11 protein-coding genes are annotated in these 13,729 nt (G+C 39.3%); 4 read left to right on the top strand and 7 right to left on the bottom strand.

Annotated elements, in window-relative coordinates; all coding sequences use genetic code 11:
- The first annotated feature begins 263 nt into the window (after positions 1-263).
- Positions 264-1,196, top strand: a complete 933-nt coding sequence (locus ACTHN6_RS06735) for a hypothetical protein (protein ID WP_440434967.1) — start codon at positions 264-266, stop codon at positions 1,194-1,196.
- A gap of 73 nt (positions 1,197-1,269) precedes the next feature.
- On the opposite strand, the gene ACTHN6_RS06730 is transcribed toward ACTHN6_RS06735, so the two are convergent.
- Positions 1,270-1,932: a YggS family pyridoxal phosphate-dependent enzyme gene (locus ACTHN6_RS06730; RefSeq protein ID WP_440434966.1), complete on the bottom strand. Its 663-nt coding sequence runs from the start codon at positions 1,930-1,932 to the stop codon at positions 1,270-1,272.
- Between the two features lie 84 nt (positions 1,933-2,016).
- Here ACTHN6_RS06730 and ACTHN6_RS06725 point away from each other — a divergent pair, with 84 nt between their 5' ends.
- On the top strand, positions 2,017-4,038 hold the full coding sequence (locus ACTHN6_RS06725) for an alpha-ketoacid dehydrogenase subunit alpha/beta (protein WP_440434997.1): 2,022 nt from the start codon (positions 2,017-2,019) through the stop codon (positions 4,036-4,038).
- A 20-nt stretch (positions 4,039-4,058) separates the two neighbouring features.
- Here ACTHN6_RS06725 and ACTHN6_RS06720 read toward each other — a convergent pair whose 3' ends face one another.
- Together ACTHN6_RS06720 and hutI are read right to left on the bottom strand one after the other, a co-directional pair.
- Positions 4,059-5,273, bottom strand: a complete 1,215-nt coding sequence (locus ACTHN6_RS06720) for a cation:proton antiporter domain-containing protein (protein ID WP_440434965.1) — start codon at positions 5,271-5,273, stop codon at positions 4,059-4,061.
- A gap of 169 nt (positions 5,274-5,442) precedes the next feature.
- Positions 5,443-6,687, bottom strand: a complete 1,245-nt coding sequence (gene hutI, locus ACTHN6_RS06715; protein WP_440434964.1) for an imidazolonepropionase — start codon at positions 6,685-6,687, stop codon at positions 5,443-5,445.
- A 225-nt stretch (positions 6,688-6,912) separates the two neighbouring features.
- Between hutI and ACTHN6_RS06710 the strand changes: the two genes are divergently transcribed.
- Positions 6,913-9,459 carry a DUF5686 and carboxypeptidase regulatory-like domain-containing protein gene (locus ACTHN6_RS06710; protein WP_440434963.1) on the top strand — a complete coding sequence of 849 codons (2,547 nt, stop codon included), beginning with the start codon at positions 6,913-6,915 and terminating at the stop codon, positions 9,457-9,459.
- Positions 9,460-9,529: 70 nt separating this feature from the next.
- Here ACTHN6_RS06710 and ACTHN6_RS06705 read toward each other — a convergent pair whose 3' ends face one another.
- Positions 9,530-9,901, bottom strand: a complete 372-nt coding sequence (locus tag ACTHN6_RS06705) for a GxxExxY protein (RefSeq protein ID WP_440434962.1) — start codon at positions 9,899-9,901, stop codon at positions 9,530-9,532.
- A gap of 195 nt (positions 9,902-10,096) precedes the next feature.
- Here ACTHN6_RS06705 and ACTHN6_RS06700 point away from each other — a divergent pair, with 195 nt between their 5' ends.
- Positions 10,097-11,359, top strand: coding sequence for a replication-associated recombination protein A (locus tag ACTHN6_RS06700; RefSeq protein ID WP_440434961.1), 1,263 nt, complete (start codon positions 10,097-10,099; stop codon positions 11,357-11,359).
- 68 nt (positions 11,360-11,427) lie between these two features.
- Here the strand turns inward: ACTHN6_RS06700 and ACTHN6_RS06695 are convergent, their stop codons facing one another.
- The 3 genes from ACTHN6_RS06695 to ACTHN6_RS06685 are packed head-to-tail and all read right to left on the bottom strand — an operon-like array spanning position 11,428 to position 13,729.
- On the bottom strand, positions 11,428-12,294 hold the full coding sequence (locus ACTHN6_RS06695) for an NAD(P)-dependent oxidoreductase (RefSeq protein WP_440434960.1): 867 nt from the start codon (positions 12,292-12,294) through the stop codon (positions 11,428-11,430).
- Between the two features lie 50 nt (positions 12,295-12,344).
- On the bottom strand, positions 12,345-12,926 hold the full coding sequence (locus ACTHN6_RS06690) for a chemotaxis protein CheB (protein WP_440434959.1): 582 nt from the start codon (positions 12,924-12,926) through the stop codon (positions 12,345-12,347).
- On the bottom strand, positions 12,908-13,729 hold the full coding sequence (locus ACTHN6_RS06685; RefSeq protein ID WP_440434958.1) for a CheR family methyltransferase: 822 nt from the start codon (positions 13,727-13,729) through the stop codon (positions 12,908-12,910). Before ACTHN6_RS06685 ends, ACTHN6_RS06690 begins: the two co-directional genes overlap by 19 nt.

The following is a 13,729-nucleotide window of genomic DNA, read 5'->3' as shown; positions in this document are numbered from 1 at the left end:
ACTTATTTCAATAAAAATTTCTTATAAAAAGCTGTTGAGCATAATCATTGTATATGATTTGTTGCTCAGCAGCTTTTGTATTTCTTTTGCTGCTTATATACTTATTTAATTTAAAAGCAGTTTAATAAACGGCGGTTATATATGCTGAATGTTGAAACTTTTTTGAACATGCGTTGCCTGTTCCGCATTAACAAAACACTAAATTTTAAACAGCATACCATACACATCAGCTTAACCGTTATGATGATTGTATTTTCGTAGTCATGTTCCGTTACATTTTAATTTTTCTTTTTTGCTTTACCGGCACAGTGGTTAAAGCCCAGGTAAATGCAGAAGATATCAGTTCCATGCAAAAGCAGGAAGACAGCCTGAAATATTATGCTAAAGGCATGGTATATGATTCCATGGCTGAAAACAGGTTTTATTTCGACAGTGTTTTTATTCGCCGGTTTGTAGCGGCATTAAAAACGCCGCATTCATTCCAATATCCTTTCGACTCATTAATTACCATATCACGGTTATATGCGCCCGATAGCAGCTTCAGGATTTTTACCTGGCAATTGCGGCGTGATGAAAGTTATTACCGGCAGGAGGGCGCCATTCAAATGAGAACAAGAGATGGATCGCTCAAACTATTTCCATTGTTTGATGTATCTGATTATGCTTCCGTGCCAACCGATTCAATCCGCACAAATAAAAACTGGATAGGCGCTATTTACTACAATATCATTGAAAAAGAATTTAAAGGCAAAAAATATTATACACTGTTTGGCTATGATGATAACGATATGGCCAGCACACGCAAATGGCTTGAGATATTAACTTTTAATGCAGCGGGAGAGCCGGTTTTCGGCGGTCATTATTTTACCTATAAAGATGATGAATTGAAGGCGCCGCAACCTGTTGACCGTTTCCTGCTCGAATACCAGAAGGATGCACGGGCAAGACTGGTGTACGATCCTGAACTGGATATGATTGTTTTTGATCATTTGATAAGTGAAAACAACCAGCCGCAAAAAAAGTTTACACTTATTCCCGATGGTGATTACGAGGCGTTTAAATGGCAGAACGGTAAATGGGTGCATGTTTCAAAACTGTTTAATCAATCTTTAAAAGATGGCGAGGCGCCAAGGCCGGAACCTATATATGATAAGGAGGGAAGCAGCATGAAACCGTTGAAAGAAAAAAATAAATGACTGCACGGCGAGGATCGCCAAACGTAGGGGCTACGCTTTATTTAAATTTTACCTGATTGAAATCCCGGCTTATTTACTCAGTTGGCTTTCTTTCTCCAAATATCAAACTTCCCACGCGTATCATCGTGCTGCCTTCTTCAATGGCAATTGTGTAATCTGCTGTCATGCCCATAGAAAGCGTTGATAGTTGGCAGTTGGCAGTTGACAGTTTTGACTGTAGTGATTTTAAATATTGAAATTCTTTTCTAATTTGATTTTCATCGTTCGTAAAACTTGCCATGCCCATCAGGCCGGCAATATTTACATTGTTCATGTTCAGATTTTCAAGTTCCCTCATTAACGCATTGGCTTCTTCTTCATCCAGGCCAAACTTGGTTTCTTCCTGTGCAATATGTATTTGGAGCAGGCAGGTTGTTGTTACATTTATTTTAGCCGATTGTTTATTAATTTCTTTCAGCAGCTTAAAGCTGTCAACGCCGTGAATCAATGCTGCAATGCCCACAATCTGTTTCACTTTATTGGTTTGCAAATGGCCGATAAAATGCCAGCGTATATCTTTTGGAAGCTGCTGTTGTTTTTCAATAAACTCCTGCACATAATTTTCCCCAAAATCCCTTTGCCCTAAATTGTATAAAGCAAGTATGTCTTCAACCGGTTTTGTTTTACTTACGGCAACAAGCGTTACGTTGTGCTGTTTACATTCCTGTACCAACTTATTATAGGCTTCAATATTCATCTGTTTGATTTAAAAAAATACCCGCGAATATTCATTAAAAATTGATGTGCAAACTTAAAACACAAACTTAACTTCGTAGCCATGATGCAGTTTCACCGTAACAATTTATCAAACGAACAGCTTGCTGATTTCTATAAAAAATTATTGCTGCCGCGCATGATTGAAGAAAAAATGCTGGTGCTGCTGCGGCAGGGAAAAATCTCAAAGTGGTTTAGCGGGATAGGGCAGGAGGCCATAGCCGTTGGTGCAACGCTTGCCCTGCAGCCCGATGAATGGATAATGCCATTGCACCGTAATCTTGGCGTTTTCACAACCCGTAATATGCCGCTGCACAAATTATTTATGCAATGGCAGGGCGGCGCAGATGGTTACAGCAATGGGCGGGAACGCAGCTTTCATTTTGGCAGTAAACAGCATCATATCTGCGGCATGATCTCGCATCTTGGCCCGCAGTTGTCAATTGCCGATGGTGTGGCATTAGCGCATAAATTAAAAAGGGAACAAAAGCTTTCGCTGGCATTTACCGGTGAAGGTGGCACCAGTGAAGGCGATTTTCATGAAGCTTTGAATGTTGCGGCAGTATGGAATTTGCCGGTAATATTTTTAGTGGAAAATAATGGATATGGATTAAGTACGCCAACCAATGAACAATACCGCTGCGAAAATTTGGTTGACCGTGCCAAAGGTTACGGCATGGAAGGCGTAATGATTGATGGCAATAATATTTTAACGGTTTACGATACTATTAAGGGCGTACGTGATTATTGCATTCAACAGCAGCGGCCTTATTTAATTGAATGTAAAACGTTCCGTATGCGCGGGCACGAAGAAGCCAGTGGTATAAAATATGTGCCGCCGCATTTGTTTGAAGTATGGAAAGAAAAAGACCCGGTTGTAAATTATGAAAACTATTTGCTAAACGAAACTGTGTTGACAAATGAATCAACTCAATCTATAAAAGATGCGATAAGAAATTATATAGAAGAAGAACTGGCCATTGGTTTTGCAGTGCCATCAATTGTTGTGAATACGGCAAATGAATTAAAAGACGTATATGCCCGGCAGTCAATGGTTGACAGTAAACGGTCTGCAATAAAACTTGTTGATAACAGCCTTCCTGATAAACAGCAACCCGCAACCGGTAGTGAGATGCGTTTGGTAAATGCCATCAGCGATGGATTAAAGCAAAGCATGCGGCAGCATCCCAATCTTATTTTAATGGGCCAGGATATTGCTGAATATGGCGGCGCTTTTAAAATTACAGAAGGCTTTGTTGACATGTTTGGCAAAGAGCGTGTGCGCAATACGCCTTTATGTGAAAGCGCTATCGTTGGTGCTGCACTTGGGTTAAGTATGGAAGGTTTTAAGGTAATGATGGAGATGCAGTTTGCCGATTTTGTAAGTGTTGGATTTAACCAGATTGTAAACAATCTTGCAAAGATCCATTATCGATGGGGACAAAATGCTGATGTTGTTATACGCATGCCCACAGGCGCCGGTGTAGGCGCCGGGCCTTTTCATTCACAAAGCAATGAAGCTTGGTTTGTGCATACACCGGGATTAAAAGTTGTGTATCCCTCAACGCCCATGGATGCCAAGGGTTTGCTGATTGCTGCCTTTAATGATCCCAATCCTGTTTTGTATTTTGAGCATAAGGCTTTATACAGAAGCATAAGCGGCCATGTGCCTGATGATTATTATGAAATAGAAATTGGTAAAGCCAAAGTGGTTCAATATGGTGAAGATATTTCCGTTATAACATATGGCGCCGGTGTGCATTGGGCACTTGAGTATGCTAATGCGCATAAAGATATTTCATTAGATATAACTGATTTAAGAACCTTATTGCCGCTGGATTATGATGTCATAAAAAGAAGCGTTCAGCGTACAGGCAAAGTTTTGGTATTGCATGAAGATACCTTAACGGGCGGCGTTGGCGGTGAGATTGCCGCATGGATAAGTGAGCATTGTTTTGAAATGATGGATGCGCCTGTTGTGCGCTGTGCATCGCTGGATACGCCTGTACCTTTTAATATTGAATTGGAAAAAAATTTTTTGGCAAAATCAAGGTTAGATGCGTGTGTGCAAAAGCTTATTAACTATTAAGCTGTAATAATAAGATTAGCTTATTTTTCTACAAGATCATCCACAACAATATCTTTTTCTTTTTTGTTATAAAATATCATACCTAGCATCATAATAAAGCTGGTTACGATGACCACAAAAAATAAAATGCCGGCCTGCAGCTTCTCCGGGTGATATGATTCGGGTATCTTATAAAATAATACGATGGTTATTAATCCACGCGGAATAAAAAACACTTCCGGGTAAACGCTTTCCCTTAAAAAATCGCGCAGGTATATAAAACGTATTATCAATAATATCAGTACAATTATGCTGCCTACAAGTATAACATCTGTTGAGCCAATGGCCTGTATGTTTATGGAATAACCAAATAATAAAAAGAAAAATGTACGTATTAAAAATGAACTTTCAGCCGTAATGGAATGCAGCAAGTGCGTGGCTTCTGTGGCTTTTTCTCCTGAAAACAACCCTCTTATTTTTGGAACTTTTACCAGGTGCCAGTTATTCATTAATAATCCGAAAAAAAGAATAATGATGAGCGATGGAAGGTTTAGAAGTTTGCCGCCTTCATACAAAATAATCAGTACGGCAAACACGAGGAAAAACTTAACGCTCATTTTTGATTTGGCAAGGATAATAAACAGCAGCACTGAAAAAACCACGGAAAGGATAATGGCGATGGCAATGCTTAAAAAGAATGTGCTTATGGCAAGCACTGAGAAAATTTCCCTTGCCGTAAAATAATTAAAAAGAATGATTCCTAATATATCGGAAAATGAGGCTTCATACACAAGGAATTCCTTTTTCTTTTCCGATAAATGGTGCAGGCTTGGAATTACAATTGAACTGCTCATTACCGAAAGCGGAATAGCGTAAACAATACAATCCCGTACATCCTGGTGCAATAAAAAATATAAAGCAGCGCTTATGGCTGTTACAGAAAGTATTAATATAAAAAAGGCTGCAAAAAACGAGCGGCTAATCAGCCTTACCTTATTGCGCCCAAGCTTCAGGTCAAGCCCGGCTTCCAGTACAATCATAATTAAACCGACAGATCCAAAATATTCAACCGTATTATCGGCAACGGGTAACTGCCATCCGTTTGCATTGGCAATTCCACGCAGTGCAATGCCCGCTGCAAGCAGCAGCAATACAGAAGGCACTTTTATATAATTGGAGATAATGGAAAAAAGATAGGAAACAACAATTACACCACTCAATAAAATCAAAACCCATTCAGGGGAAAAATTTGTCATACTACTTATTTACTCAATAATTACAATTGTAAAATTTGACAAAATGAAATTTAAAGAAAACATAAATAAACCATTTTAAACAACAGTTTGCATTATTTTTTGAAATTCAATTCGGGCTTGTTTTTTGGGATGTAAGATTCAGAAGAACAATTGTATAAATCGGGGATACTTAAATAAACCTGCCGTTTATTATTACTTTATCAATAAGGTTATTGCCAAAAGAATAAGGCAGGTAAGCCAGCGATGGAACCGGCCTGGTAAATATAAGATTGGCCTTTTTGCCAATGGTTATGCTTCCGGCCTCATGCTGCAACTGCATGGCATAAGCACCGTTAATAGTAGCAGCATTAACAGCTTCTTCCGGCAGCATGCGCATTTGAATGCATGCCATGGAAACAACTGTGTTCATATTGCCCGAAGGCGATGAGCCCGGATTATAATCGGAGGCTAAAGCAAGGGCGGCGCCGGCATTAATTAGCTTTCGTGCCGGCGGGTACTGCATTCTTAAAAAATAAGCGGCAGTTGGCAATAACGTGCCAATAGTTGCACTTGTTGAAAACTTTGCTATTTCATCATCATTCATTGTTTCCAGATGGTCAGCGCTTAATGCATTCAATTCAATGGCAGCCTCAATGCCACCAATACTGTTTAACTGGTTCACGTGAAGTTTGGGCCGCAAGCCATATTGTATGCCGGCTTCACAGATGCGTTTTGTTTCTTCAGCAGAAAAAAATCCATCTTCGCAAAACACATCAATAAAATCTGCAAGCTTTTCTTTGGCAATGTTGGGCAGCATTTCATCAATGACCAGTTTTATATATCCTTCATGATTGTTTTTATATTCCAACGGATAGGCATGTGCCCCTAAAAAGCTGGCTTTAACCGGTATTAAATCAAGCGCCTTCAACCGCTGAATGACACGCAGCATTTTCAATTCGGATTCAACGCTTAAACCATAACCGCTCTTTATTTCAATAGCGCCGGTGCCAAGCGCTATTACTTCATGCAATTTTTGCAGGGCTGCATTAAATAACGCATCTTCACTCATGCTGCTTAATTTATTTGCAGAGTTTAAAATGCCGCCGCCCTTTGCAGCGATTTCTGCATAACTTAATCCTTTTATTTTATCAATAAATTCTTCTTCGCGGCTGGCTGCAAAAACCAGGTGGGTGTGGCTATCGCACCAGCAGGGGAGTATGTAAGCGCCGTGAGCGTCATTTATTGTGGGTGATGATAGGTGCGTGGTAATTGAAGACAGGTTCTCCATTTTTCCATAGCCTTTTATCTTTCCGTCTTCAATAATTAAGTATGCGTTTTTTATACAGGGAAGATTGGATAAATTGTTGCCATGAAGCAATATATTTTCTTCACGCACATTTACAAGGCAGCCAATATTTTTTATAAGCATCTGCATATACAAATCTATCTAAAAGCTGAATAGCATTTATACAGCCGAAGTGTGCGACGCAACAGACCCTGCCTGCGTGATGCAGTTCAGGCAGGGATGCCATACTTTATTGGCTGATAACATAAAATTATTAATCAATAAAACATGCAGGGCAGGTTATAAAATTATATGTTAATGTTGATGGCTGTGCTATTGCAGATGTTTTGAATTTTTAGTTTCGTTTTACTGATTATGCAAAAAATTTTACCCTTCTTATTTATACTTTTTTCAACAGCCGCTTTTGCAGGGAGAATTACGGGCACCATTATAGATGACAAAGGCAATGCATTGCCTTATGCCTCTGTTTCCATAAAAGAAAAAGGAAGCGGCACAACTGCCAATCAACAGGGGCATTATTCACTTGAACTGGCTGCGGGAGATTACACGATCGTTGTGCAATACGTTGGTTTTGCCAAACAGGAAAAGAAAGTGCATGTAACCGATGCCGGAATACAGCTTGATTTTATGCTGAAGCCTTCGCAACTGCAGTTGAAAGATGTGGTGGTTTCATCAAACGGTGAAGATCCTGCCTATGCTATTATCCGCCATGCCATAAAAAAGCGGCAGGCATATCATGATGCGCTGGACTCCTTTACCTGCGAAGCCTATATAAAAACACTAATTAAAACGAGAGCCCTGCCGCGTAAAATCCTCGGGCAGAAAATTGACAGCGCCGACTGGAAACAGATGGGTGTTGACTCCGCAGGGAAAGGCGTGATTTATTTGTCTGAATCGCTTACCAAAATAGCTTTTAAAAAACCGGATAAAGTGAAGCTGGAAGTGCTTTCAGGAAGGGAAAGCGGCTCCAATGGTTTTGGATTTACCATACCAACGTTCATAGATTTTTATACCAATAATGTGCAGATAATGGGCGGCCAGTTTGCACCGCGTGGTTATATATGCCCCATTGCAGACGGCGCTTTGAATTTTTATAAATATCATTTCCTCGGTTCTTTTTTTGAAGACGGGCGTGAGATAAGCCGCATACAGGTGATTCCGCGCAGAAAGTATGAACCCTTGTTTTCGGGAACGATTGAAATAACAGAAAATGACTGGCGCATTTACAGTGTTGATTTAATGCTTACCAAAGAATCGCAGCTTGAAATATTGGATACGGTTAAAATAACGCAGATACATTTTCCCGTAACAAAAAATATATGGCGTACCAAAAACCAGGTGCTGTATTTTACTTTCAATAAGTTTGGTATTGATGCGGTGGGTAATTTTTTAAATGTTTATAATAATTACGATGTTACACCGGCATTTAAAAAGAAGTTTTTTAATAACATCATCATGCAGTTTGATACGGGCGTGAATAAGAAAACAACTGCTTACTGGGATTCTGTGCGGCCCGTGCCCCTTGAGCTGGAAGAAATGAAAGACTATAAGGTTAAAGACAGTATTTACCGCTACCAGCGTGATTCTTCTTTTACAAAAAGATACCGTGATTCACTGCGCCGCATGCAGGGAAAGATAAGCGTGATGAATGTTTTGTGGAATGGCTTCAGCCGATCAAATTATAATCCCAAAAATTATACAACCATTCAATGGCAGCCTTTATTAAAGCAGGTACAATATAATACGGTTGAGGGCTTGGTGCTGAACGGTGAAGCCACATTCAGCCGGGGTTTTCCATCCGTTAACAGAGAGCTGAGTTTTACACCGCATGTGCGATATGGTTTTAGCAATGAGCATTTTAATGCATATGCAACACTCAATTATCATGGCCGCACCAACTGGCGTGGCATAACTAATGATGCAGGTGATGATGCATCTTCATTTCGTTCAAATAATTTTTCGCTGAGTGGAGGCAGGCGTATCAGCCAGTTTAATAAAGGCAATCCTATCAGCCCCTTATTCAATAGTATATATACATTGTTCTTTAATCATAATTACATGAAGATTTATGAGAACAAATTTTTGCAGTTTGATTATTACGGTACTTCACAATCAGGCTTAAAATACACAGCGGATTTATTGTATGAAGACCGTATGCCGCTTGATAATACAACAGATTTTTCCATTATAAAATACGGTAACAAAAAATTCACGCCCAATTATCCTTATGAAAAAATGGATAGCCAGTTTGTGAGGCACCAGGCTGTAATTGCCGGCATAACTTTATCGTATCAGCCGGGACAGAAGTATGTGCAGTTTCCCAATTACCGTGTGCCGCTGGGCTCAAAATATCCAACGTTTACACTCGCTTATCAAAAAGGGTTCAATAAAATTCTTGGCAGCGATGTTGATTTTGACAAATGGAATTTTTCCGTAACAGATGATATGAATTTTAAGCTGGCCGGCCAGTTAAATTACCGCATTGATATTGGCGGATTTTTAAATGATAAATCTGTTTTTATTCAGGATTACCGGCACTTCAACGGCAATCAGCTGATATTTGCAAGCCGCTATTTATACAGTTTTCAAATTGCCCCATATTATGCCAACAGCACTACGGCTTCTTTTTATACAACGCTGCATGCCGAGCATCATTTCAATGGATTATTGACAAATAAAATTCCCTTCTTTAAAAGATTGAACTGGAACCTTGTTGCCGGCACCAATGCGTTTTATGTAAACGGCAATAACAATTACGTTGAAGTATTCGGCGGGCTTGAAAATATATTCAAGCTGTTTCGTGTGGATGTAGTTGGTTCTTATCTGAATGGGAAAAACGGGCAGGTTGCTGTGCGTGTTGGCCTGGGTGGATTATTTGGCGGGAAGATAAGGTTTGAATAAGCGATTTGGTAATATTTACAAATGCACAGATGAATTTGTTGCAATATTATCTGTGCATCTGTGGCAGTAGTTATAGAATAATTCTTTTATAGTTCAATTTTACCTCTCCAAAATTTACAATCAGCGCTATTTTATTGCCCGATACTTTTAGATAATTAATTGCCATAGCAATATCTTCATTTGCAATACCATTTTTGCCTTTCACTTCAAGAATTATTTTATCAAACACTATAAAATCTGCGTAAAATTTATGCGGAAGAATAATGCCTTTATAATTTACAGCATATTCTTTTTCGCGTTCGTAATCCATTAGTTCATTATTAAACTCAAACTCCAACGCATCTTTATAAACAATTTCCAGAAAACCTGAACCAAGATTATTATGCACTTCCATGCACAGACCAATAATTTTATACGTTTCTTCTTTTAAAGGAAAATCCATAGGGTTATTTTTTAGGTGTTGATTAATTTTTATGGAAATGTATGTTATTTTTTGCCACAGGTGCACAGATGAAAATTAAGATACAATTTATATGTATAATTATCTGCGCATCTGTGGCAAAATTTATTAAACTCAATTATAACTAATTGCGTACTTCGTGAAATTGTAAATCAACAATTGTAAATCGTAAATATTATGGCTCCTTTATCTGAACGCATGCGGCCCACAAAACTGGATGACCTTGCAGGACAGCAGCATCTTGTGGGCAAAGGCAGCATATTGCGCACAGCTATCGAAAATAATAATATCCCTTCCATGATATTCTGGGGCCCGCCCGGAAGCGGCAAAACAACTATCGCCAATATTATTGCACATACTTTACATCTTCCTTTTCACCAGTTAAGCGCCATTAGCAGCGGCGTAAAAGATGTGCGGGAAATAATAGAAAAAGCCAAACACGAAACGAATGCTGTTTTATTTATTGATGAAATTCACCGCTTCAATAAAAGCCAGCAGGATGCATTACTGGGTGCTGTTGAAAAAGGCATCATCACATTAATCGGCGCCACCACCGAAAACCCATCTTTTGAAGTTATATCAGCTTTGTTAAGTCGTTGCCAGGTATATGTTTTAAAACCGCTTGATGAAAATGATTTGATACATCTTCTGCATAACGCAATGGAAAAAGATGAAGTATTAAAAAAATATAAGATTGATTTAAAAGAAACGGCAGCGTTAATAAATATAAGCGGCGGCGATGCGAGAAAATTGTTGAACCTTTTTGAACTTGTTGTTAAAACAGCCGGTAATTCGTCTGACACTCTAATAGTATCTGACGAATTAGTAATGAACGTTGCACAAAAGCGAATTGCTTTATACGATAAACAGGGCGAACAACATTATGATATCATTTCCGCTTTTATAAAAAGTATTCGCGGCAGCGACCCCAATGCAGCCGTGTATTGGCTGGCGCGAATGATTGAAGGGGGAGAAGATGTAAAATTTATTGCAAGAAGATTGTTGATTCTTGCCAGTGAAGATATTGGCAATGCCAATCCCAATGCTTTGTTATTGGCCAATGCCACTTTTGATGCAGTAAATAAAATCGGCTGGCCTGAATCGCAGCTTATTTTATCGCAGTGTACCATTTACCTGGCTTCGTCGCCCAAAAGTAATTCGGCCACCACCGCCATTGGCGCTGCATCTTCGGCTGTAAAACAATATGGCGATTTATCGGTGCCTTTACACATCCGCAATGCACCAACTCGTTTAATGAAAGACATGAATTACGGCAAAGGTTATAAATACAGCCATTCCTATGAAGGCAATTTTGAAGAACAGGAATATTTGCCAAAAGAGATTGCAGGAACAAAGTTTTTTGAACCAGGCCAAAATGCGAGGGAAGAAGAACTGAGAAAATATTTAAAAAGCAAGTGGAAAGATAAATATGATTATTAGAGTTTCTTAAAATCAGTTATAAAATTGAGTGTACGGTCTTACTATGATTTACTTTTTTATTGACAATATTATTTTACACTTAAAGCCAATGCGCTCCAGTCGAAATCGCCGAACCCATCTTTTAATAATTCCTCAAATTCTTTCTTAGCCAATGCTGCCAAAGGCATAGATGCACCAACGGTTTCTGCCTGTTGATTAATAAGCGTTGCATCTTTTAAACCCAGTTCAAGGGTGAAAGCAACAGGATGGAACTTATCTTTTAATATAATATCACCGTAGTTTATATAGATGCCGCAATTAAAAAGCGTTGTGGTCATCATCTTCATCCAGGCTGTCTCGTCAATACCGCTTTTTCTTGCCAGGTTAATGCCTTCGCTCATAGATTGAATGGCGCCCAGGATCATATAATTTGTACAAAGCTTTGCCACATTGGAAGCGCCCGGCGCCGTGCCATATTCCCATATAGCAGCAGCACCTGCATTATTCAACAATGGCTTTATTGTATCAATAATTTCACTGTCCCCGGAAATCATAAAATTTAATTGCTTATTCCTTGCGGCATCCGGCCTGCCTGAAACAGGGCATGCGATATAATGATTTTCATACTGCTGATGAAGCTTAAACAATTCATCGCTGGTTGCCGGCAAAACGGTGCTCATGGAAATATGAATACCGCCGGGTTTTAAATTGGCGGCAATACCATCTTCCCAATCTGTTATTTGTTTCAATGCATCATCGTTTGAAACAATGGTAAATACAATGTCGCATGCAGAGGCCAACTGCTTAACGCTTTCGCAAACAACGGCGCCTTTTTCTTCCAGCAATTTTGCTTTTGAAATGGTGCGGTTATATACCATGATGCCTGTATAATGTTCAAGCAGATTTTCTGCTATAGGCGTGCCGAGATGGCCCAAGCCGATAAAACCTATGTTCATAAATATTCTGTTATTGAAATTGTTTGAATTGTCGTTAATACAATATTCTTTTATTGAAACATTTGTTCCAGGAACGCTGCAATCTCTGCGCTGTTTAAAATTTTATCAGGTTTCATTTGCCCCAACGCCTGCTGCGGCATGAAATCTACCTCTGCCGATTCAGGATCCTGCACGATAGTGAAACCGCCGGCCTGTTTTATTTTACTGATGCCATTTGCGCCGTCTGCATTGGCGCCGGACAATAAAATGGCAATTGCACTTTCGCCAAAAACTTCAGCAAGCGATTCAAAGCTCACATCAATGCTCGGGCGGCTGTGATTAACTTTTTCAGAAGAATCGAGCGAGAACATTTTTTCGTTTTCAAACAACACATGATAGTCTGCCGGCGCTATATAAACATAACCCGGTAAAATATTCTCCTTATCTTCTATCTCCTTAACAACAAATTTTGTCCTGCTTGAAATAAGACTTGCCAGTATGGATTCGCCGTCGTTTTTGCGATGAACAATTATCAATAAAGCTACGTTTTCATTCAAAGGCAAAACGCCCACTATCTTTAAGATAACTTCAAGGCTGCCTGCTGAACCACCAACTGCAATTAATTTATATTTTGTTACTCTATCTTGCGCCATATCTTTTCTTTCTCCACCTGCACAAATTTTTTAGCTATTGGCGAAAAGCGCAAACTTTCTTTTGAGCCGAGAATAAGAAAGCCAAGCTTTTCAAGACTGTCATCAAAAAGTTTTAAAACTTTATCCTGCAAAACTTTATCAAAATAAATAAGCACGTTGCGGCAGAATATTACCTGGAACTCATTAAACGACCTGTCTGAAACAAGATTGTGTGTAGCGGTTATCATTTTATCTTTAAGCTTCTGGTTAAATTTCGCGAAGCCATATTGTGCCGTATAAAAAGAAGAAAAATCTTTTTTGCCGCCGGACAGCACATAATTTTCAGAGTACTGCTGCATGCGGTTTAAAGGAAAAATTCCTCTTTGTATATTTTCAATCACCGATGGATTTAAATCTGTTGCATAAATTAACGACTTGCGCAGCAGGTTGGCTTCTTCAAGCAAAATGGCCATTGAATATACTTCTTCGCCGGTGGCGCAGCCCGTGTGCCATATTCTTATAAAAGGATGCGTGGCCAGCACCGGTAAAACTTTTTCGCGGATTAATTTAAATACATGGGGATCGCGAAACATTTCTGTAACATTTACCGTAATCTCTTCAACAAGATGTGTAAGATAATCCGCATCATTTTTTACACGGTAAATTAATTCTGCAAAGCTTGGAATGCGGTCAATGGTAATAAGCCGGTTAATGCGCCTGCGCAGGGAAGCTCTTGCATAATTGGTGAAATCGTACCCATAACGCCGTGCAAGTTCGTTTATCAGTAATTCAACCTCTTCATCTTTAACCATTATTGCTTCCAC

The sequence above is a fragment of the Parafilimonas sp. genome (assembly GCF_051953455.1).
In the GTDB taxonomy this organism is placed as follows: Bacteria; Bacteroidota; Bacteroidia; order Chitinophagales; family Chitinophagaceae; genus Parafilimonas.
This window is presented reverse-complemented; position numbering and strand designations above follow the sequence as displayed.

Coding starts and splice junctions, on each gene's coding strand:
- ACTHN6_RS06725 (WP_440434997.1), top strand. CDS start 2,017: ATGCAGTTTCACCGTAACAATTTATCAAACGAACAGCTTGCTGATTTC.
- ACTHN6_RS06735 (WP_440434967.1), top strand. CDS start 264: ATGTTCCGTTACATTTTAATTTTTCTTTTTTGCTTTACCGGCACAGTG.
- ACTHN6_RS06705 (WP_440434962.1), bottom strand. CDS start 9,901: ATGGATTTTCCTTTAAAAGAAGAAACGTATAAAATTATTGGTCTGTGC.
- ACTHN6_RS06700 (WP_440434961.1), top strand. CDS start 10,097: ATGGCTCCTTTATCTGAACGCATGCGGCCCACAAAACTGGATGACCTT.
- ACTHN6_RS06710 (WP_440434963.1), top strand. CDS start 6,913: ATGCAAAAAATTTTACCCTTCTTATTTATACTTTTTTCAACAGCCGCT.
- ACTHN6_RS06720 (WP_440434965.1), bottom strand. CDS start 5,273: ATGACAAATTTTTCCCCTGAATGGGTTTTGATTTTATTGAGTGGTGTA.
- ACTHN6_RS06695 (WP_440434960.1), bottom strand. CDS start 12,294: ATGAACATAGGTTTTATCGGCTTGGGCCATCTCGGCACGCCTATAGCA.
- ACTHN6_RS06730 (WP_440434966.1), bottom strand. CDS start 1,932: ATGAATATTGAAGCCTATAATAAGTTGGTACAGGAATGTAAACAGCAC.
- hutI (WP_440434964.1), bottom strand. CDS start 6,687: ATGCAGATGCTTATAAAAAATATTGGCTGCCTTGTAAATGTGCGTGAA.
- ACTHN6_RS06690 (WP_440434959.1), bottom strand. CDS start 12,926: ATGGCGCAAGATAGAGTAACAAAATATAAATTAATTGCAGTTGGTGGT.